Genomic DNA, 19,151 nt, shown 5'->3' on the forward strand with positions numbered 1-19,151 from the left:
GGCTCGGTGCGCCCCCTTCTTCCCCTGCCGGGACGTGACACCGGTCAGGGGGGTTCATGCGGTGGTCCGTCCGGCTGGGCCCGAATGCGTGACGCCCTGCCGGCCGGACGGACCCTTTCGCCGCCCCGCATGATGAACCCGCTGATCTGGTGGCCGGGTGTTCAGGGGGCGGACATCTTCAGAGCTGTAACCGGGCCGGCATCAGCTGAAAAAGTGGATCATCCCCATGCCGCGCCTCCTTGACTGCTGTTGGCGTTCCGCTCGGCGAGCGCCGCCGAAAGCCGGTCGGCCGTAGTGGCGGGGCGAACGTTCTCCCGCAAGACGTCCCACTCGCACCCCCATGGACCGGCCGGAGCATGTACCGCGTCCCGTACTCCTCCATGACCTCCCCCACACGTTTCGTACGGGTGTCGTACGCGATGTCCCCGACGTGGAGACCGTTGGTCGCGTCGCCTCCTCGGTTCTGTGGCTCACCGTGACTGTCGGGCACCCTGTTCCGCAGCTCGGACAGCCCGGCGACCAGCCCGTTCAACAGGTCTCGCGACCGGGGCGACCACCCGTCGACCGGGGCCACGGAGACCCACACCAGCCGTTCGTCCTCCGAGCGGTCGTCGGTCCGTAAGCGAGCGACCAGACCGGAAACCGCCTGCGGGTTGTGGATCACGCGTTGACACCGCCTCTTCACCGCTGACCTAGTAGCTATCTGTAACAAGTCAACGACTGATTGGCAGGGTGAAAGCACACAAGAAGTGCACAAGCGGGGTACGGGGGTACCCGTACCTTGTGAACATGGGTCCGTAGGTACCGATCAGGGAGGTGCGGACAGGGTGGGAACCATCATTGATGTCCCGGGACCGGGTGCGAACGTGTCTCGACTCCGCAAAGAGCGGGGGTGGGGGCAAGACCGGCTAGCGGCAGCGTCCGGGGTGTCCAAGTCCCAGCTTGGAAAGGTCGAGCGAGGACAACGGACTCTTACTCAGGGTGTGGCCGCGTCCATTGCGCGCGCTTTCGGTCTACCTTTGGAGGAGGTGCTAGGGACTGCCCCCGTGCCACAGAATGCCGAGGAATCCCTCAAGGCCCTTCGGGCAGCAGTACGACGGTTCGACCTTCCAGGTACGCAACAGGCGAGCGAAAGCGAGTTGCATTCTTCACTCCGGGAAATGATGGCACTCCGGGGCGATGCGGATTTGGCTGCGGTGCTCGCCAATTTGCCTGATCTGGTTTCCAAGGCGCAGACCCACGCCCATTCATCCGGCAGGCCGGAGTCTTGGTCCATGGTGTCTGAGGCGTATTCGACCGTATATTGGCTCGCCGCCCGTCACCGCTGGATGACCCTTGCTGACCTTGCAGTGACGAAGCAGAAGATCGCAGCTCAGCAGGCAGACTCTATGAGCCGTGCCATTGCCGCCCGCGACGAAGCGGGGGTTCACCTGAATCACGGTGATTTCTTGGACGGCTTGGCGGTGGTAGATCGCGCAATTGTGCAGGTCGAAGGGGCCACTCGCGGCCACGAGCGGGCCTATGCACTTGGGATTCTCCACCTGCGGGGCCTAACGCTTGCAGGGCGGGCCAAGGAACGGCGAACAGCAGACCAGCATATCGAGCGCGCATGGGCCCTTGCCGAAGATTTCGACCTTGAATTGAATCACCAGGGAATCCACTTCGGCCCGGAGAATACCGCCACCCATGTGATTGCCACGTCTGGCGACCTCAATAGGCATGAAGATGCAATTTCCATTATGGCGGATCTGACCGGAAGGAAAGGCGGGATCACGCTTCCCGCTACGCGAGTCGGACCACTTCACATGAACATCGCTCGTTCAGAACTCGCTCTGGGGAATCGCGACAGAGCGCTGGAGCACCTGGAGAGCGCGTGGGCAGTGGGCCCCCAATTGGCCAAGGTTCACCCGACGTCTCAAGAACTGTTGCGCGTTCTGACCAGTCGACACAAGCGAAGCAACCCCAGGCTGACCCGGCTGGCCAAGATGGCCAACATTCAGTTCTGACGCAGTTAGTGCGGGCCGTCGTCGGGGCCGGCCCCCGAGGCCCCGCACGCCCCCGGGCGCTCCCCCGCCCGCGTACGCCCGCGCCCCGGGTCGCGTACGCCCGGCGGCAGCCGGCAACCCGCACGCCGTCAGAACCCCGTCAGCCCGATATCAGCCCTTGTACGAAAGATGGCGCGAATCCCATTCCGCTCCAGGATCCAAGGGGTTCATCCATGTCACGAGCACACGATCCGCTCACGAGGTCCGCTGTGCGGACGCCGGACGGAATCACCACCACCGCGTCCGTGGCGGCGGGCGGCACGGGCGGCGCTCCCCCCGGGCAGTCCGCCACATTCGCCGAACTGCTCAAGCGGGTCAAGGCCGAGGGACTTCTCGAACTCCAGCCCCGCTACTACGCCGGCAAGCTCGCCCTCAACACCTCGCTGATACTCGCCGGCCTCGTGGCGTTCTTCGCGCTCGGCCAGAGCTGGTGGCAGCTGCTGGTGGCCGTATGGATGGGCTTCTGCGGTGGACAGTCGTCGTTCATGTGGCATGACGCGGGCCATAAGTCGATGTTCCGCTCCCGCAAGCTCGCCGACGCCGTGGGCTACTTCCACGGCAACTTCGTCAACGGGATCAGCTACGGCTGGTGGGTCAACCACCACAACCGCCATCACTCGCACCCCAACCACCTGGACATGGACCCGGACATCGGGCGGCGCACCGTCATCTTCGACACCAAGCAGTACGCGTCCCGCCGGGGCTCGCAGAAGTTCGTCGTCCGCTACCAGAGCGTCCTGTTCTTCGTGCTGCTGGTGCAGGAGCTGTTCAAGATGCAGCGGACCGCGATCCGCGCCATCACCGGCGGCGAGACCCGGCAGCCGGTGCTGGAGGCGGTGGTGATCGCGGCCCGCGCGATCATCTATGTCGGGCTGGTGTTCTGGCTGCTCACCCCGGTTCAGGCGGTCGCCTTCATCCTGGTGCAGCAGGCCGTCCAGGGCGTCTACTTCGGGATGATCTTCGCGCCCAACCACAAGGGCATGGAGCTGCGCGACGGCGAGGAGGAGACCCTCGACTGGCTGGAGCGCCAGGTGCTCACCTCGCGCAACATCCGCCCCTCGCTGGTGATGGACTTCGTCTACGGCGGTCTCAACTACCAGGTGGAGCACCATCTCTTTCCGGCCATGCCGCAGCGCAGCCTCCGCCGCGCCCGTGAGCTGACCCGCGAGTACTGCGCCGAGCGCGGCATCCGCTACCACGAGGTGGGCTTCTGGCGCTCCTACCGCGAGGTGGCCGCACATCTCCACGCCGTCTCCGCGCCGATCCGGCAGGGCAGCGTCGTCTGACGCTCAGGAAAGGTTCCCGTCATGCTCTACCACAAGTCGGTGGCGGTGCCGCCCGCCGAGCCGTCCACAGCCTCGGCCGCCACGGCCCCGCCCCCGTCCGTGGGCGCCCGGATGGACCGGCTGCCGATCACCCCCACGCACCGCAAGCTCACCGGGGTCGTGGGCATCGGTCTGCTCTTCGACACCTTCGAGAACAATCTGTCCGGCACCGTCTCCCAGGTGCTCCAGGCGGACTTCGCGCTGAACGGCACCAGCCTGAAGCTGATGCTGGCCTCCGTGTTCATCGGCCAGTTCTTCGGATCACTGCTGCTCGGCCGGATCGCCGACCGCTTCGGACGACGCCGCGCCTTCATGATCAACCTGGCGATGTACTCGGTCTTCTCGCTGCTCGGCGCGTTCTCCCCGAACGCCGCCTGGCTGATCGTGACCCGGTTCTTCGCCGGGGTGGGCATCGGCGCCGAACAGGCGCTCTCGGACTGCTATCTCTCCGATGTGCTGCCCGCCCGCCGCCGGGGCCGCTATATCGCCTGGGCGTACACCATCGCCTTCTGCGGGGTGCCCGCGGTGGGCTTCGCCGCGCTGCTGCTGGTGCCCATGAGCCCGCTCGGCATCGACGGCTGGCGCTGGCTGTTCATCGTCGGCTCGCTCGGCTCCGCGGTGGTGTGGCTGCTGCGCCGGAGGCTGGTGGAGTCGCCCCGGTGGCTCGCCGAGGTCGGCCGCGAGGAAGAGGCCGAGGCGCTGGTGTCGAAGCTGGAGGCCGAGGCCCGCGCCGAGGGAGCAGTGCTCGAACCGCCCGCCCCCGAGCCCGCGCCGATGCCCAGGGCCCGGATGCGCGATCTGTTCGGCGAGCGCTTCCGGCGCCGCACGATCATGCTCTGGGTGTTCTGCTCGCTCTCCGTCGTCGGCTACTACGGCTTCGGCGTGCTGGCCCCGCAGATCCTCGCCGCCAAGGGCTACGACCTGGTGTCCGGGCTCGGCTACACCGCGCTCTCCTTCCTCGGCTACCCCATCGGATCGCTGCTGTCCGTGCCGGTGATGGACCGGGTGGAGCGGAAACTGCTGATCGCCGGATCCGCCGCCGCGATGTCCCTGGCCGGGATCGGATTCGCGGTGGCCGACTCGGCGGCCCTGGTGGTCTGCTTCGGCTTCGGGTTCACCCTGATCAGCAATGTCTTCTCCACCGTCTCCCATGTCTATCTGGCCGAGCAGTACCCCACCCGGATCCGGGCGACGGCGTCCGGGGCGGCGTACTCGCTCTCCAAACTCAGCGCCGCCGTACTGCCGTTCGCCCTGCTGCCCGTGCTGGATTCGCACGGTCCGGGTTGGCTGTTCACCGTGATCGCCGGGAGCATGGCCCTGCTCGTCCTGACCGTCCTCGCCCTGGGCGACCGCACCACGGGCAGAGCTCTGGACCACTACTGATCAGTACTCACCGGAGCCCGTGCCCCGGACGCCCGGAGCCCACCCGACGGCCCGACCGAGCCGTACGACCGGCCGCGCCGCACCCGGCGACCGCGCCGCACGACCGACAGAGAGGCATCACATGACCGACCGGACCGCCGACGCCCCGGTGTCCGAAGAGCTGCGCGCCCGCGCGCTCGCCGAGGGCCGGCGACAGCTCGTGGAGCGGGGGGCGCTCGGCCTCGACCAGACGGGCGTCGCCGACGCGCTCGCCGTGGACCCGGCCGAGCTGGACCGGCTCTTCCCCGGCCGCCACGACCTGCTGACCGCGCTGATCGTCGAGGCGTACGACGCCATGGGCGACAGCGCCGAACGCGCGCTCGCCGAGGCCGTGGAGAGCGGTCTGGAACCGCTTCAGCGCTGGATCGCGGTGGCCCGCGGCGTCCGCGGCTGGAGCGTGGCCAACCCCCATCAGTACGAGCTGATCTACGGCACCACCATCCCCGGTTACGACGCGCCCCCCGAGACCATGATCGCCGGGGCCCGTACCGCCGTCGCCCTGCTCTCCGTGCTCCACCAGGCGCAGTCGGAGGGCGCGCTGGTCTCCCGGCCCGACGACGCTCCGCCGCCCGCCCCGGTGCAGACGGCCGTGCGCGGGCTGTCCGAGGGCATGATGGCCGGGCTGCCCGACGATGTGATCGCCCGCACGCTGATCGCCTGGACCCAGCTCTTCGGCATGGTCAGCTTCTCGGTATTCGGCCATATCGCGGCCTTCGGCGACGACCCCGTGGCGTTCTGCGACCACGCGGCCGACGCCATGGGCCGGTATGTGGGGCTACAGCCCACCGCCGGATGACCTCCCCGCCCGGCACAGCGCGCGCCCGTCTCCGCGAGGAGGCGGGCGCGCGCCGTTCCGGGGCTGCGACCGGGGGCGGCGGCGCTCACGCCGCGCCCCCGGTCGCATCGGCTCGCCTCTCCCGGCCCCCGCCCCGGACAGAACAGAACGTGTTTACGGAGAGCCGCTCTGGCCACGGCCTTTCCCCACAGGGCACCGCGACGCCCGGGTATACCCCCCGCCAGAACGCCCCCATGGTGGTCCCACCACCGCCTCCCCACCCGCCCCACCGACCCCGTTTCCGGAAAGGCGCAGGTGGTGGTGGTCCGGGCAGCGCGGTCGACAGGGGAGTGTGTGGCCGGACCACCTCCCCGGGGGGTACGCCGCAGAGGCATCGTGGGATCACCGCCGGAAATCGCCTCCATGAGGCAGTGGTCCCGCCGCGCCCGAATGCGCAACGGGGAGAGCCGGCCGACGAATTGGAGGGCCGATGACGACGACGCCCCGGTACCCGACCCTGAACCGCCCCCACGGCGCACCCGCCGCGCGGCCCGTGCAGTCCTGGCCGGCCGGCCGCGGCGCGGGTATCCGGGACTCGACCGTCCGTGAGCTGTGCGACAGCGTCTTCGACTCCCTGACCCGGCGGGACCAGCGGCGCAAGGCCGAGGTCTATCTCCGCGGACTGCTCTGCGCGCCGGGCCGCAAATCGATGCGGAACATCGCCGCCCGGACCGGCGACCGCAACGCCGAACAGAGCCTCCAGCACTTCATCAGCTGCTCCACCTGGGAGTGGGCCCCGGTGCGCGCCGCGCACGCCCGGCATCTGGAACAGCTCATCCGCCCGGTGGCCTGGGTGGTGCGCCCCATGACGATCCCCAAGGCGGGCCGGCACTCGGTGGGGGTGGAGCCGCGCTATGTGCCCCGGCTGGGGCAGCTCGTCAACAGCCAGCAGGCGTACGGGGTGTGGCTCGCGGCCCCCGACGCCAGCAGCCCGGCCGCCTGGCGGCTCCAGATCTCCGCCCGCTGGCTGGAGGACGGGGAGCGGCGGCGGCGCGCGGACATCCCCGAGGGGCTGACCGCGACCACCCCCGAGCAGTGCGCCGGCGACGCGGTGGCGGACCTGGCGCGCTTCCCGGGGCTGCGCCGCCGCCCCGTCGTCCTCGATCTGGGCGAGCCGGGCACCGGCGAGGCGTACCGCAGGGTCCAGGCGGCGGGGCTGCCCGCCCTGGCCAGGATCCGCGGCGATATGCCGGTGATCGCCGAGAGCGCGCTGCTGACCGGGTACGCCGACGGACCGGCGTCGGCCCGCCGGGTGGCGGAGGCGGCCCGTACCCTACAGCGCCCGGTGGACTGGTTCGACCCGGCGAGCGGCATCGTCCGCACCAGCCTGGTCGCCGCCGTGCCGGTGCTCTCCCTGCCGCCCCGCCCCTCGGGGACGGGTCACCGGGCCGCGGCGCGTCCCGCCACGCTGCTGGCCGAGTGGCCCGCGGACCGTCCTGGCCCCGCGGCCTGCTGGATCACGGATCTGGTGGGGCTGCACGCCCCCGCGCTGCTGCGGATGACCAAGCTGGTGCGGCAGGTCGACCACGGATTCGCGGCCATCAGCGACCGGGTGGGCATCCGCGACTTCGAGGGCCGCTCGTTCCAGGGCTGGCACCGCCATACGACGCTGGCGTCGGTCGCGCACACCGCGCGGCTCACCGAGACCCATGGACTGCTCTCCCAGGATTTCACCTCGGCGTACGGATCGTAGGGCGCGGACTTCGATGCCCCGTTCCACCGCCCCGCAGATGCCCGGCCCATCGGTGTGCGAACCCGAGGAGCCGGCGCCCCCGGCGGCCGCCCCGCCGGGGCGGCTGCCCCCAACCACCGCCCGCCGCCCGGATTGCCCTGTGGCCGCACGCCGTCCCGCCCATCGACGGAACGCACGGCCGGCCGGGGCTCAGAAGCCGTCCGGGTCACGCTCCAGCGTGCGGCTGATCCGCTGGAGCCGCAGCGCCAGCTGGAGGTCGAGCGCCCGGCCCGGTTTCTGCCATTCGGCGCCGATGAGCTCGGTGATGCGCTCCAGCCTGCGGGAGACCGTGTTGGGGTGGACATGCAGGGTCTCGGCGGCGTATGTGGGGCTGCCGCCGGAGGCGAAGTACGCCTCCAGGGTGCGGATCAGATCCGCGGAGCGCTGGCGGTCGTACTCCAGCACGGGCCCCAGGGTGCGTTGGATGAAATCCTCGGCGTCCTGGTCGTCGGCGAGCAGCATGCCGAGGAAGCCCAGATCGGAGACGCAGGCACTGGCTCCCGTATGCCCCAGTGCCATCAGGGCGCGCACACAGCGGACGGCCTCCCGGTGAGCGCGCGCGATCCCCTCGGGGCGGGTGATGGGTCCCGCTCCGCCGACCGTGACGGGATGGCCCAGTATCGGCACGAGTTCGGCCAGGGTGTCCCGTGCGATCCGGCTGGGGTCGGTGCCGGGCAGCAGCAGGGCGATGGAGTCGCCCTGAAGGCTCTTGAGCCCGTTCATCCGGTAGGCGTACGACGACGCCCAGACGGCGACCCGGTTGGTGGATCCCCCGCTGGGTCTGGCGACCACCACGACATGCGGCTGATCCAGGTCCAGCGCGAGTCTGCGGGCCTTCTCCCGCAGCTGGCCGGGCGGACGCTGTACGTCGGTGAGCAGATCCCCGAAGAACTCCTCGCGGACCTGGCTCTCGGCGACCGCGGTCTGTCTGCGCAGCACCAGGGCCATGGAGAGGGTCTGGGAGATCAGCCGCATCAGCCGGAGCTCCGGTTCGCCGGCACCGTCGCCGCCCACCACCACGGTGCCGAGGTGCTCCTGCCCCTGGGACAGGGCCAGCACCCGCGCGCCGCAGTCCAGCAGCAGCGGTTCGCGGGTGGCGTGGGCGTCCAGGGACGCCCTGACGACGGCGGTCTCATCCAGACCGGGGATGTCGCCATGGGCCGCGAGCGGCCGGTTGGCCGGGCTCATGATCAGCACCGGACCGCCGAGCAGCTCGGCGGCGAGCGAGGTCAGCGCGTCGAGATCCCGCCCTGCGAGCACCGCTTCCATCATGCGGCTGTGGGAGTCGCTCAGACCCAGCTGGGCCAGGAGATCGGTTCTGGCGTGGCTCTGGTCGTTCTCCAGTTCGGCTATCTGATCGCGGGCCTGGCGGAGCAGATCGGCCTTCTCGATGGCGACGGTCGCGAGGTCCGCGAGCGAGCGCATCAGCGCGGTCTCCTCCGGTTCGAAGTGGCGTATCCCGCGGTCGGCGACGTACAGCACGCCGAAGAACGTGTCCGCGTGGGCGAGCGGTATCGCCATGACACCGCGCAGCCCCTCCTCGCGCACCACCTCGTCGATGATCGGGTGGTGGCGTATCCGGGAGTCCGTCAGATAGTCCGAGGTGGCGAAGGGAGCCTTGCTGACCCAGGCGTCGCCGCCGAGGCCGTGCTCGGCGGGGACCCGGAATCCGACGGTGAGCGCTGTCGCGTGGCCGTCGGCGACCCTGACATACGCCTCGCCGGAAGGATGGTCGTAGAAGTTGATGTAGGACATGTCGACGTTGAGGAGTAATCGGGCACGCCGGGCTATCACCGCCAGCAGTTCGTCGAGGTCGTCGGAGAGTGTCAGGTCCCGGGCGGTGTCCACCAGGGCGGCGAGGCCCGCCTCCCGCTGTTTGCGGCGGCTCGCTCCCTCGTAGTGCGTACGGGCGAGCGCCCGGGCGTGCTCCAGCGCCCGCGCCTGGACCTCGGTGAGGTTCCCGGCGCCGGAGACGGTGCGTATCAGTTCGTCGACGGCCGGTCCCTGGGCGCCGCCCGCGAGGAGCGAGAGCGCTTCGGCCAGCGGATCACCCGGGTAGCCGGGCCGGGTGTCCGGCGGCAGGACGCCGCCCGGAGCACTGGCACCGTCGAGCCGGGTGTCTGCGCTGACAGAGGAATGGCCGGTTCTCTCACGTCTGGGCAACAACAACCCCCTTGTTAGTGCGCCAGGTCAGCCTCACGGCAAGGAGCGAGGCTTCGATGAGACGGATGTGAGCGCTCCCGCCGTTGTGTGACCAAGTCACCGTAACGCGCTCAGCTTCGGTTGTGCGATTACCTGTGATGGGGGCGGGTGGGGAGGACAAGGTAGGACTCAAGCGCAACGGCACGGAAGCAACGCCGGAAAATCCGCTCCTTCCGCGGCCCCGGCGGTGTGGTCGCCGAAGCCTGCCCGGTCCCCACCGGAACTGCACCGGTCCCCACCGGTACTGCGCCCGCTCCACGGCACGATCAGCACGCCCGCCAGACGAGTCCGCCTCGTCTCGACTTCGATGGGAACAGCCATGATCAAGGAGACCAGCACCGACACACTCACCATCGCACCGCATGTCGCCGCCCGCAGACGAACCGCCGTGGCCGGGGCGCCCCCGTGCCCCACCGCCGCGCACGAGGCCCGGGACTACCGGCGTTCGCTGGAGCGCGCCGCCAAGTCGCGCACCTGCGCCGACCGGCCCAGTGACTTCTCCTTCCGCGGCCGTCGCTGGGAGCTGATGGCGGATGTCTTCGCCCCCACCGACTCCCCCTCGACGGGCGTGGCCCTTGAGCTGCTCGGGATCGGGGCCGACTGGCAGCCGCCCTGCACGGGCCCGTTCCTGGAGATGGGCTGCGGCGCCGGGGTGATCTCGGTGCTCGCCGCGCTCTCCGGAGCCGGTCAGGTGTACTCCTGTGACATCAACCCCGCGGCGGTGGAGAACACCTGGCGCAACGCCGTGCACGCCGATGTCGAGGACCGGGTGCATGTGATGCAGAGCGATCTCTTCACCGCGCTGCCCCCCGGGAAGCGCTTCGGCCAGATCTTCTTCAGCTCCAACTATGTGCAGGCGCCCGTGGGCTTCCGCTACCGCACCATGCACGAGCGGGCGTATGTGGACGCGGGCTACGCCGTCCACCGCCGCTATATCGCCGAGGCCCCGCGGCGGCTCGCGCCCGGCGGCAGGGCCCTGCTCCACTTCAGCAGCCGCGGCGATCTGGACGCGCTGCACCGTATCGCCGAGGAGACCGGCAGCAGGCTGCGGGTCGTCCGGCGGATCCGCGTCCCCGAGCGGACGCTGGACATCGAGCACCAGCTGATCGAGATCACCGCCGTCGGCGACTGACGGCTCCGCACACAGCACGCAGCACGCGCACATCCGCACTCCGCAACACCGCACGCGCACGTCCGCCGGTCCCCCCGCCGGCCCTCCCCCTTCTTCGCCGGGCACCCGGTCACACCCCGCTACATGGGGCCCTATTTGCCCGGCTATGCACCTCAGCCCCCCGCCCCGTTGTCAGTGTTTCGACGAACGCCGCGAGGTTCCCATGCGTATTCTCCTGGTCGACAATTACGACTCGTTCACCTACAACCTGTTCCATCTGCTCGCCGATGTGGCGGGCACGGAACCGGTGGTGGTCCGCAACGACGACAGGCTCCCGGCGGACCCCACCGCCGGATTCGACGCCGTGGTGCTCTCCCCCGGGCCCGGAACTCCCGCCCGGGAGAGCGACGTCGGGCTCTGCCGCTCACTGGTGGAGAACTCCTCGCTGCCGCTGCTGGGCATCTGCCTCGGCCATCAGGGACTCGCGCTGTGGCACGGCGGAACCGTGGAGCGGGCCCCCGAGCCCCGCCATGGGCGGCTCTCCCCCGTCGAACACGACGGGACCGGACTCTTCGCCGGGCTGCCCTCGCCGTTCCAGGCCGTGCGGTACCACTCGCTGACGGCGACCTCCCTCCCCGCCGAGCTGGAGCCCACCGCCTGGACCCCGGACGGAGTGCTCATGGGGCTGCGGCACCGCCGACGGCCGCAGTGGGGCATGCAGTTCCACCCCGAGTCGATCTGCACGGAGTACGGCCGGGAGCTGCTGGCGAACTTCGTCGATATGGCGGCCGGACACGACCGCGCCCGCCGCGCGACCCGCGCCGTCCTGCCGGCGCCGGTGGGCGGCGGCCGTCCCACCGCCCACCGCACCCCCGGCGTGGACACCCCTCAGCCGTCCACGCCCCAGGGACCCCGGTCGACCGACGGAACGGCGGACCGGGCGCTTTCGCCCGCTCGCGCACCACGCCGGCTGCGGGTGCACACCAGGGCGCTGACCACCCGCTGGGCGGACGAGTCCGTCTTCGACCAGCTCTTCCGGGACCGGCCGTACGCCTACTGGCTGGACAGCAGCGGCCGGGGACCGGGCACCGGACGGTTCTCGGTGATGGGCGACGCGACCGGCCCCCTGGCCCGGGTCGCCCGCGCCGATGTGCACACGGGCACCGTCACCGTCAGCCCCGAGGGCGGCGGGAACCCCGCCGCCCTGGACGACGCCGCCGAGACGATCCCGTTCCTGGAGTGGCTCGACCGCGATCTGCGCTCCCTGGACGTCCAGCTGCCCGAGCTGCCCGGCGACTTCGCGCTCGGCTGGGTCGGCTATCTCGGCTACGAGCTCAAGGCCCAGACCGGCGGCGACGCGGCTCATCGCACCACCGAGCCGGACGCCGAACTCGTCTTCGCCGACCGGGCGGTCGTCTTCGACCATCTGGAGGGCCGCACCCATCTGCTGGCCCTGTCGGACCGCGACGCGCCCCCCGGCGCGGACGAGACGGCCGCCCTCGACTGGCTCGGCGCCACCGCCGGCCGGCTCTCCCGGCTCGCGGACACCGCCTCCGCTCCCGTGCGCCCCGCGAGCCCGGGCACCTGGCGGCTGCGCCCCCGCGACGAGCGGGAGACATATCTGAGCGCCGTACGGGAGTGCCAGGAGGAGATATCCGCGGGCGAGACATACGAGGTCTGTCTGACCAACGCGCTGACCGCCGCCGGTGAACTCGACTCCTGGCAGGCGTACCGCTTTCTGCGGCGGCGCAGCCCGGTGCCCTTCGGCGCCCTGCTCCAGTTCGGCCGGCAGACCGTGCTCAGCACGTCCCCCGAACGCTTTCTGCGCGTCGGCGCGGACCGCTGGGCCGAGTCCCGCCCCATCAAGGGCACCCGCCCGCGCGGCGGAACCCCCGAGGAGGACCGGGCGCTGAGGGACGAGCTGCTGAAGGACGAGAAGGACCGCAGCGAGAATCTGATGATCGTCGACCTGGTCCGCAACGATCTGGGCCGCTGCGCCGAACTGGGCTCGGTCACCGTGGACGACCTCTTCCGCGTCGAGTCGTACGCCACCGTCCACCAGCTGGTGAGCACGGTACGGGCACGGCTGCGCCCGGACGCGTCCGCGGTGGACTGTGTGCGCGCCGCCTTCCCGGGCGGCTCCATGACCGGGGCCCCGAAGATACGCACCATGCAGATCATCGACCGCCTCGAAGGCGAGGCGCGCGGTGTCTACTCGGGCGCGATCGGCTACTTCTCCCTCTCCGGCGCGGCCGATCTGAGCATCGTCATCCGCACCGTCGTCGTCACTCCCGGCCGGATCCGGTACGGGACGGGCGGAGCGATCGTGGCACTGTCGGACCCGCAGGAGGAGTTCGCCGAGACGGTCGTCAAAGCCGCCCCCCTGCTGGCGCTGCTCGGCGCCGGATTCCCGGGCGCCGACCAGGAGCCCGAGCCGCCGGCCCCCGATCACCACGGCGCTCAGCGCCGTGCCTCCCGGGCGAGCGCCGGCTGACCGGACGCCGTTGACTGCGCCCCGCCGGGCCGGGCCTTCCTCCCGGGCCCGGCGGCGGTCAGTCCCGCCAGCCGCCGCCCCGGCCGCCGGTCCGCCAGGACCGGCCCGGATCGCCCCGTGCCGCGCCGGGCAGCCGCCAGCCCGCCGACTCAGGACGGGCGCCGCCGTCCGGCTCCCCGGGGTCCCGGAAGAACGCCATCAGGGCCACCGTCAGGGCGGCCAGCTCGGCGGGGCCGGGGCTGCCCCGGTCCACCTGGAACACCGGACGGCCGGTGTGGACGGTGCTCTGGTCGTTCCCCATGGCCCCTGTCCCTCCGACGCCGCCGGTCCGCTGGTGCCCTGCCCGTGCCGCCGGCACCGGACGGACGTCCGATGGTGGAGCACCCGACCACCGTACGAGAGCCGGGGGCGGCACGGCACGGACCCGCCCCGCACTACGTCAGGTCGGGACGGTGATTGGCGGTCCGGGGGGCATCGCACTGACGGAGTCGCGGCGCTCGCGTTGCCGGGGCGTGAGCGGCGGAGAAACACTCGGTAGGTCGACACCCAATGGACCCTTACAGGAGTCGCCGTGAGCGATATCAATGAACTCGTCACCCGCTACCTCGCCACATGGAACGAGCCGGACGCGGAGAAGCGCCGCGCGGAGATCGAGGAGCTGTGGGCGGCCGACGCGCCGTACATCGACCCGCTGGCCGCCGTCGAGGGACACGACGGGGTCGCCGCGGTGATCAGCGCGGCCAGGGACCAGTTCCCCGGCTTCCGCTTCAAGCTGCTCGGTGATCCGGACTCGCACCACAACGTCGCCCGCTTCCGCTGGGGCCTGGTCCCCGAGAGCGGCGGCGAGCCCGTCGCCATCGGCTTCGATGTGGCCGTCACCGACGACGACGGCCGGCTGAAGGGCGTCTACGGCTTCCTGGACCTGGTTCCGGGGTCCTGACCGACGGGCACGGTGAAGGGGCGTATCGCGAAGGGGACTCGCGATACGCCCCTTCGGCGTGCCCGGGGCCGGGGGCCCGGACCGCAGGCGCGGAACACGTCTCCGGTCCGCCGCGTGGCGCTTGCGGCGGACCGGAGGCGGTACGGGGGCGGTGCGGAGGCGGTACGGGGACGGTACGGGGACGGAGACGGTACGGGGACGGAGGCGGGCGGCTCAGGCCGCGTCGGAGGACTCCGCGGCGGACGCCATGGCCGCCCCCGGCCGCCGCCGCGCCAGAGCGGTCGGCCCCCAGAGCGTCAGCGCGCCCGGCAGCACGCTCAGAGTCGCCGAACTCGCCTCGTACTCCTGGTACTCCCCATCGTGCTCGATCACCAGCGGGCGGCCGTCGGTGCGCTCCAGGGTGATCCTGCGGCCACGGCCGTAGCCGCACCCGGGCAGATCCAGCGCCCGGTTGGAGCCCAGCGTCAGATCCGGCACCTCGGCGGGGGCCACGTCCCCGCCGATGGCGCACACGTCGAGGAACCCGTCGTCCGGCTCCGAGTACGGCAGCAGCAGATACTGCCCGCCGCGGTAGCGGCCCCCGCCGACATTGGCCAGCACGGTCGGGCCCTCGTGCACCACCCGCCCGTCGACGGTCACCCGGCCCGGATACGGCTCGAAGACCGCGGCGGTGTCGGCGAAGGCGCGGGCGTACCGGGGCCGTCCCTGTCCGGGCGTGGTGCGCGCGGTGACCAGCGCCTGCGCGATCACCCCGGTGCACGCCCCCAGGAAGACCAGCCGGCCGGTCTCCTCGAACAGCGCCAGATCGAGCCGGCGCGGAGCCGCGTAACCGTCCGGGGAGAGCACGGCGTCCAGCGCGGCACGCCACGGGCGGTCGCCCCAGATCATGCGGTAGCCGGAGTTGCCGGTGCCGCCCGGGAGCACCAGCAGCGGAGTGGAGCCCGCTCCCGGCTCCACCGGGCCTTCGCCCGAGGCGCTCAGTCCCTGGACCGCCTCCCGGGCGGTGCCGTCGCCGCCGACCGCGAGCACCAGATCGGGCGGCCCGGCCGCGCCGGGCCCGGTGAACGGCCCCCGTACCGCCCGGCGGACCGCGGTGGTGGCGTCCCCGGGGGCGGTGGTGCGGTGGACGGTCACCTCACGGCCGTCTCCGGCACAGGCTTCGGCGATCTCCTCGATCAGCCGGGGGCTGTAACTGCCGGACGCGGGGTTGGTGATGACCAGAATGCGGCGCGGCGACGGTGTGCTGGCGTCTGAGATCACGGTATCGGCACTCCAGAGGTGGGGGCGCGCCACGGCCACGGGGACCTGGCGGACGCCGGTCGGTCGGTGACGTGAGCCGCGGGGGCCCGCCGGAGCCGGCTCTGCCGGGCCGCGGGAGTCCACGGAAGCCGTTGGACCCGGGCAGAACGCCGTCAGGGCCGGTTCCCGTCACCGTGTGCGGCGGTGAGCGGGAACCGGCTCCGGGGCGTGTCGCCGAAGCCCCGACTGCCTGGCGGGACTTCGACGACACTCCCTTGCGGAGAGGGCAGGATTCGAACCTGCGCGGGCCGCTCGAAGAGCGCCCCGGCCGGACCACAGGTGCCCGGACCCCGTTGGGCCGCTTCGGGTACCTCTCCTGGCGCCGTCGGCGGGTGCGGCCCTCCCCTCGCGGGGAGCGGCCGTACCCGCCGTCGGCTCCGGTCGCCGGCTTCCGGTTCCGGCTTCCGTGGGTTGTACGATGCCGCCGCCCGCTGACCGATCGCTGACGGCGGCGGGGGCCTGGGCCGCGTCCGGATCAGGCGGCGGGTTGCCGTGCTTGATCAGGCGGGCGGGTTGCCGTGCTTGCGGGACGGGAGATCCGCGTGCTTGGAGCGGAGCATCCGGAAGGCGCGGATCAGCGTCTCGCGGGTGGCGGCGGGGTCGATCACATCGTCGACCAGGCCGCGTTCGGCGGCGTAGTACGGATGCATCAGCTCCGAGCGGTACTCCTCGACATGGCGGCGGCGGGCCTCCTCCGGATCGTCGGCGGAGGCGATCTCCCGGCGGAAGATCACATTGGCCGCGCCCTCCGCGCCCATCACCGCGATCTCGTTCGTCGGCCAGGCGTAGGAGAGATCCGCGCCGATGGACCGGGAGTCCATGACGATGTACGCGCCGCCGTACGCCTTGCGCAGGATCAGCTGCACCCTCGGCACGGTGGCGTTGCAGTAGGAGTAGAGCAGCTTCGCGCCGTGCCGGATGATGCCGTCGTGCTCCTGGGCGACGCCCGGCAGGAATCCGGGCACGTCCACCAGGGTGAGCAGCGGGATGTTGAAGGCGTCGCATCCGGAGACGAACCGGGCGGCCTTCTCCGAGGACTGGATGTCCAGCACCCCGGCCTGGGACAGGGGCTGATTGGCGACGATGCCGACGACGTCGCCGCCGAGCCTGGCGAAGGCGCAGATGACGCTGCGGGCCCAGGTGGCGTGGACCTCGAACACCTCGCCGTCGTCCACGATCTCACTGATCACCGAGAGCATGTCGTAGGGGCGGCTCGGGTCCTCGGGCACCAGGTCGAAGAGGGCCTCGCAGCGCCGGTCCGCGGGGTCCTCGCAGGGCTGGGACGGCGGGAGCTCACGGTTGTTCGACGGCAGCAGCGAGAGCAGATAGCGCACATCGGCGAGGCAGGACTCCTCGTCCGGATAGCTGAATCCGGCCACCCCCGAGGTCGTGCTGTGCACCCGGGCGCCGCCGAGGGCGTCGATGCCGATCGACTCGCCGGTGACCGCCTGGACCACATCGGGTCCGGTGATGAACATCTGGGCGATGTCCTGGACCATGAAGACGAAGTCGGTGAGCGCGGGAGAGTAGGCCGCGCCGCCCGCGCAGGGTCCCAGCATCACGCTGATCTGGGGGATGACTCCGGACGCGCGGGCGTTGCGGCGGAAGATCCCGCCGTATCCGGCGAGGGCGGTGACGCCTTCCTGGATCCGCGCGCCCGCGCCGTCGTTGAGGCTGACCAGCGGGGCTCCGGCGGCCTCGGCCAGATCCATCACCTTGTGGATCTTGGCGGCGTGGGCCTCGCCGAGCGAGCCTCCGAAGATCCGGAAGTCATGGGCGTAGACGAAGACGGTCCGGCCGTCCACGGCGCCCCAGCCGGTGAGCACGCCATCGGAGTACGGGCGGCGTCTGGCCATTCCGAAGCCGTCGGCCCGATGTCTGCGCAGCGGTTCGATCTCGCTGAACGACCCTTCGTCGAGGAGCAGTTCGATACGCTCCCGGGCGGTCAGCTTGCCCCGGGCGTGCTGGCGCTCGGTGGCGTCGGGGCTGGGCCCCTGGCGGGCCCGTTCCCGGATCGCCGCCAGCTCCTCGGCGCGGGACCGGGTCCCGGGGGGCCGGGGCGGCGGGGCGGCGGCGGGGGAGGTGCGCGACGCCCCCGCGGCCGGGGCGGTCGCGGGGGCGTCGGGCGGGGCGGCGGCCGGGTCCGGCACGGGTGTCCGGGCCGGGACGAAACCTGGTATCAGGCGGCCGGGCGCGGTCCCCGGCGGGGCGGTGAGGGCCGTGCCCCCGGGCAGGGCCGGTGCGATCGTGCTCGCTCCGGCGTTCATCGTGGCGGACGCGGGTCCATACCCGGTGGCCGGCGGCGCAAGGCCGGGCACGGGGGGCGACACCGGATCCGGCACGACGGGTTTCTCGTTCACGACGCTCATCTGTCGGCGCTCCGATCGTGTGAGGCACGCATGACGCGTAAGGCACATCGGCCCACGTGGGCAGCCGCCAGACGGTAGGCAGGCCGAGCACCCGGGAGCACCAGGTTCGCCGCGAGTTTGTCACGTACGACTATTCACACCTTCTCCCCCCAAGGGGCACAGCACCCGCCACACCAGCCAGAACCGCGACGGCGGTGCGGATTTCCGCGGACCGCCGGGACCGGGGCGCGCGGGAAGGTGACGAAGTGATCGCGGCGGTGAGGTCGGATGTCCCGCCCGGCCCCAGACTGGCCCACAGGAGGACCGTCATGTCCGTCTGCACGCTGAAAGGTTCTGCAACCACGCAGATATCTCCAACGGGGGAGGGCACAGTGATCGCATTCGAGATCCTCGGCGGGCTACGGGTGCTGTCGCCGGACGGCGAGCACGCTGTCCGGGGCCAGTTCCAGCGGGTCCTGCTCCAGTCGCTGCTCATTGCCGAGGAACGCGTCGCGCCCACCGAGCTGCTGATGGAGGAGCTGTGGGGCGAGCACCTTCCGAACGGGGTGGTCAACGCGCTCCAGGCCCATGTGAGCAGATTGCGCAAATGGCTGCGGGCGATCGAGCCGGACCGCCCGGAACCGCGTCTGGTCAGCCACCCCCACGGCTATCAGCTGCTGCTGGACGGAGCGCTCCTGGACGCCAAGGACTTCGTCGCCCGGGTGACGGAGGCGGCGGAACTGCGGGACCACTCACCCGAGTTGGCGGCGGCCTCCCTCCGCAAGGCGCTGGACCTCTGGCGCGGGCCGGCCTTCGGGGGGCTGCCCGGCGGCCCCAAGTGCGCCTGTGCCGCGACCCGTTACGAGGAGTACCGCAAGCAGGCCGTGGAGTATCTCTTCGACGCCGAACTGCGGCAGGGCCGACATCTGGCGATCCTGGGCGAACTCCAGGACACCCATCAGAGCGACCCGCTGCGCGAGAGCGTCTGCGCGCAGCTGATGACGGCGCTCTACCGCGCGGGCCGGCAGGCCGACGCGCTGGCGGTCTATCAGCGCACCCGCCGCCATCTCTCGGAGGAGCTGGGCATCGACCCGACCCGCGACCTCCAGCAGCTGGAGTACGCGATCCTGTCGCAGGCCCCGGCGCTGAGCCTGGCCCAGTCCCCGCCGGCCTCCTTCGCGGCGCCGGACGCGTTGAGCCCGTCCGGCGGTCCGGCGGCCCCCGCCGGTCCGACCGCCACGGGCCGGGCGTCCCTTCCGCCCGCCGCTCCCCCGGCGGCCCCCGGCGCCCGCGGCTCCCGGCCGGTGACCACCACCCCCGCGGGCCATCCGGCCCTGCACTCCCCCCGGCTGCGGGTACGGCCGCGCCAGGCCGGCTGAGCGCGGCTGAGGCGCGGCG

At 71.5% G+C, this 19,151-nt stretch carries 13 protein-coding genes and 1 tRNA gene; 9 read left to right on the top strand and 5 right to left on the bottom strand.

The genetic code is table 11. From position 1 onward, the window contains the following. The first annotated feature begins 866 nt into the window (after window positions 1–866). From FF041_RS19130 to FF041_RS19150, 5 genes are all read left to right on the top strand, one after another. Entirely contained in the window at window positions 867–2,006 is a 1,140-nt protein-coding gene (locus tag FF041_RS19130) for a helix-turn-helix domain-containing protein (RefSeq protein ID WP_323392159.1), read from the top strand. Window positions 2,007–2,218: 212 nt separating this feature from the next. Beyond that, a complete protein-coding gene (locus FF041_RS19135; protein ID WP_153523933.1) occupies window positions 2,219–3,331 on the top strand; it encodes a fatty acid desaturase family protein in 1,113 nt (370 codons plus the stop codon). Window positions 3,332–3,442: 111 nt separating this feature from the next. Beyond that, a complete protein-coding gene (locus tag FF041_RS19140; RefSeq protein WP_228388392.1) occupies window positions 3,443–4,753 on the top strand; it encodes an MFS transporter in 1,311 nt (436 codons plus the stop codon). Window positions 4,754–4,874: 121 nt separating this feature from the next. Then, the gene (locus FF041_RS19145) at window positions 4,875–5,588 is read left to right on the top strand and encodes a TetR-like C-terminal domain-containing protein (protein ID WP_194292088.1); all 714 of its coding nucleotides are present in this window, start codon (window positions 4,875–4,877) and stop codon (window positions 5,586–5,588) included. 469 nt (window positions 5,589–6,057) lie between these two features. Then, the gene (locus FF041_RS19150) at window positions 6,058–7,320 is read left to right on the top strand and encodes an IS701 family transposase (RefSeq protein ID WP_153523935.1); all 1,263 of its coding nucleotides are present in this window, start codon (window positions 6,058–6,060) and stop codon (window positions 7,318–7,320) included. A gap of 189 nt (window positions 7,321–7,509) precedes the next feature. Here the strand turns inward: FF041_RS19150 and FF041_RS19155 are convergent, their stop codons facing one another. Then, the gene (locus FF041_RS19155; protein WP_194292089.1) at window positions 7,510–9,522 is read right to left on the bottom strand and encodes a helix-turn-helix domain-containing protein; all 2,013 of its coding nucleotides are present in this window, start codon (window positions 9,520–9,522) and stop codon (window positions 7,510–7,512) included. 358 nt (window positions 9,523–9,880) lie between these two features. Between FF041_RS19155 and FF041_RS19160 the strand changes: the two genes are divergently transcribed. Continuing rightward, on the top strand, window positions 9,881–10,693 hold the full coding sequence (locus FF041_RS19160; RefSeq protein WP_153523937.1) for a methyltransferase: 813 nt from the start codon (window positions 9,881–9,883) through the stop codon (window positions 10,691–10,693). A gap of 202 nt (window positions 10,694–10,895) precedes the next feature. Continuing rightward, complete coding sequence (gene pabB, locus FF041_RS19165) at window positions 10,896–13,166, top strand: aminodeoxychorismate synthase component I (RefSeq protein ID WP_153523938.1); 2,271 nt, start codon at window positions 10,896–10,898, stop codon at window positions 13,164–13,166. 58 nt (window positions 13,167–13,224) lie between these two features. On the opposite strand, the gene FF041_RS19170 is transcribed toward pabB, so the two are convergent. After that, window positions 13,225–13,467, bottom strand: a complete 243-nt coding sequence (locus tag FF041_RS19170; protein ID WP_153523939.1) for an acyl-CoA carboxylase subunit epsilon — start codon at window positions 13,465–13,467, stop codon at window positions 13,225–13,227. 270 nt (window positions 13,468–13,737) lie between these two features. Between FF041_RS19170 and FF041_RS19175 the strand changes: the two genes are divergently transcribed. Then, window positions 13,738–14,106 carry a nuclear transport factor 2 family protein gene (locus FF041_RS19175; protein WP_323371864.1) on the top strand — a complete coding sequence of 123 codons (369 nt, stop codon included), beginning with the start codon at window positions 13,738–13,740 and terminating at the stop codon, window positions 14,104–14,106. Between the two features lie 213 nt (window positions 14,107–14,319). Here FF041_RS19175 and FF041_RS19180 read toward each other — a convergent pair whose 3' ends face one another. The 3 genes from FF041_RS19180 to FF041_RS19190 all read right to left on the bottom strand — a co-directional run bounded on the left by FF041_RS19180 (window position 14,320) and on the right by FF041_RS19190 (window position 17,774). Next, window positions 14,320–15,366, bottom strand: a complete 1,047-nt coding sequence (locus FF041_RS19180) for a diacylglycerol/lipid kinase family protein (RefSeq protein ID WP_323392146.1) — start codon at window positions 15,364–15,366, stop codon at window positions 14,320–14,322. Window positions 15,367–15,623: 257 nt separating this feature from the next. Beyond that, window positions 15,624–15,722: transfer RNA gene (locus FF041_RS19185), tRNA-OTHER, on the bottom strand. Window positions 15,723–15,905: 183 nt separating this feature from the next. Beyond that, window positions 15,906–17,774 carry an acyl-CoA carboxylase subunit beta gene (locus FF041_RS19190; protein WP_228388378.1) on the bottom strand — a complete coding sequence of 623 codons (1,869 nt, stop codon included), beginning with the start codon at window positions 17,772–17,774 and terminating at the stop codon, window positions 15,906–15,908. 371 nt (window positions 17,775–18,145) lie between these two features. Between FF041_RS19190 and FF041_RS19195 the strand changes: the two genes are divergently transcribed. Then, window positions 18,146–19,132 (top strand): AfsR/SARP family transcriptional regulator, encoded by a 987-nt coding sequence (locus FF041_RS19195; protein WP_323392148.1) that lies wholly within the window; start codon window positions 18,146–18,148, stop codon window positions 19,130–19,132. Window positions 19,133–19,151: the final 19 nt, after the last annotated feature.

The sequence above is a fragment of the Streptomyces jumonjinensis genome (assembly GCF_009600885.1).
Taxonomy (GTDB): Bacteria; Actinomycetota; Actinomycetes; order Streptomycetales; family Streptomycetaceae; genus Streptomyces; species Streptomyces jumonjinensis.

What these genes read in the sequence shown, in the direction of transcription:
- FF041_RS19135 (WP_153523933.1), top strand. Translation starts at nt 2,219, where the DNA reads ATGTCACGAGCACACGATCCGCTCACGAGGTCCGCTGTGCGGACGCCG.
- FF041_RS19150 (WP_153523935.1), top strand. Translation starts at nt 6,058, where the DNA reads ATGACGACGACGCCCCGGTACCCGACCCTGAACCGCCCCCACGGCGCA.
- FF041_RS19160 (WP_153523937.1), top strand. Translation starts at nt 9,881, where the DNA reads ATGATCAAGGAGACCAGCACCGACACACTCACCATCGCACCGCATGTC.
- pabB (WP_153523938.1), top strand. Translation starts at nt 10,896, where the DNA reads ATGCGTATTCTCCTGGTCGACAATTACGACTCGTTCACCTACAACCTG.
- FF041_RS19145 (WP_194292088.1), top strand. Translation starts at nt 4,875, where the DNA reads ATGACCGACCGGACCGCCGACGCCCCGGTGTCCGAAGAGCTGCGCGCC.
- FF041_RS19190 (WP_228388378.1), bottom strand. Translation starts at nt 17,774, where the DNA reads ATGAGCGTCGTGAACGAGAAACCCGTCGTGCCGGATCCGGTGTCGCCC.
- FF041_RS19170 (WP_153523939.1), bottom strand. Translation starts at nt 13,467, where the DNA reads ATGGGGAACGACCAGAGCACCGTCCACACCGGCCGTCCGGTGTTCCAG.
- FF041_RS19140 (WP_228388392.1), top strand. Translation starts at nt 3,443, where the DNA reads ATGGACCGGCTGCCGATCACCCCCACGCACCGCAAGCTCACCGGGGTC.